Annotated in this window: 1 protein-coding gene; it reads right to left on the reverse strand. The window is 60.6% G+C overall.

Features of this window, described 5'->3' with window-relative positions; all coding sequences use genetic code 11:
- On the reverse strand, positions 1 to 1,465 hold a 1,465-nt coding region (locus Uis1B_RS11625), incomplete at its 3' end, for an InlB B-repeat-containing protein (protein ID WP_165782881.1).
- Positions 1,466 to 1,575: the final 110 nt, after the last annotated feature.

Genomic DNA, 1,575 nt, shown 5'->3' on the forward strand with positions numbered 1-1,575 from the left:
CTTTCGGCTGAACGGCCCTCGAACCATTCGCGACCCTCTGCGATGCCACCGCGCTGCCGCCAGCGGAATCGAAGCTGACGGTGCGGTACACGGTCTGCGGCGGAATGGCGGTCCACCGGGCCGTGAGCTTCAGATCCGAGGTGACCGGGGTGTTGAAATCCCACTTCGCATTGCCGTTGTACCAGCCCGTGAACGAGTAGCCGCTGCGGGTCGGCGCCTTCGGCTGAACGGCCCTCGAACCGTCAACGACCTTCTGCGAGGTTACTGCCGTGCCGCCCGCACTGTCGAACGATACGGTACGGTACACCGTGTTTGCCGTCCAATGCGCGACAAGCTTCAGGTTCCCAGTCACGGGGGTGTTGAAGTCGTACCTGGTGTTGCCGTTGAACCAGCCCGCGAACGAGTAGCCGGAGCGGGTAGGATCGGCGGGCTGAGACGCCTTGGCGTTCTTTTTTACCGTTTGTGTGGGCACCGTGGTGCCGCCGGCCGGGTCGAACGACACCGTATACGTGGTGCTCGCATCCAGCAGGGCCATGTACTGGTCGAACTTCTCCAACAGGTTCTCAGGAAGGGTCATGTTCTGATTGGAAATATACTCTCCATCTTCGGGAAGGATATCGTTCGGGAAGCCCCAACCCGGCATGTAGGGATCATTGACCGAGCCGCTGGTCTTTGAATAGTAATTCTGGGCATATACAGTATTACTAATAGCAATGGTTGCGTACACGTACTCGTTATATCGCTGGTGGATTTGGCTCCAGTTGCCGTTGACATAGGTGGTGTAATGACCAGTCTCACCGACCCAGGATCCGTCGGCCGCCTTGCCGTCGAGCTTGCCGTCGGTCATGTCCCGCTCGTAGTTGACCTTCTCGTTGTCAACTCGACCGTTATTGCCGTCGTAGAAGTCCCGGAACCCGCCATTATTCCACGTCGTAGTGAGATTCTGCGCGTCGCCGCCGCCCCAGTGGCCTCCGGTCGCCCTCACCGCGTTGGCGATGAACTGTTCGCTGAGCAACAGCTGCATGTTGAGTTGCTGGGCCGCCAGCCGCTTGTTCGGATCATTGCAGCGGCGCCCCTTGCCGGCGGGTAGGTCCATGCGGCACGGCTCGTTGGTCAGCGTGGCGCGGAACTGGTTGGACTTGACGTCCTCCTGCAGCGCCTTGCGCGTGTTCGCCAGACTCGTGGCGTCTCCGTCGGCCCCAAGCTTCGTATAGGAGGGATCGTCCCTCATAAAACGATCAAGAACTGCAACCGCCCGCCTGGCGTCGGCTCGTTCATCCTCCGATTTGGCGGTGACGCTGACCCATTTGGCGAACCCGTACGACGAGTTGATCTGCGCCTGGGTCAAACCCTTCGACCAGTCCTCCGCCGCGTGCGCCCCGACCGCGGGCGCCAGCGCCACCGTGACGATCATGGCCAGCGACGCCAGGACCGCCGTCAGTCCTCGTCTCATACTCCTATTCATTGTTTTCTCTCCTTGATCACTCTCCCCGCGGGGATTCCGATGACTCCAAGCCTACGCCCGGACACGGGATCCCCACGGGAAACAAAACCATCATTCGACTCACTCACCGG

Source organism: Bifidobacterium margollesii (assembly GCF_002860355.1).
Taxonomy (GTDB): Bacteria; Actinomycetota; Actinomycetes; order Actinomycetales; family Bifidobacteriaceae; genus Galliscardovia; species Galliscardovia margollesii.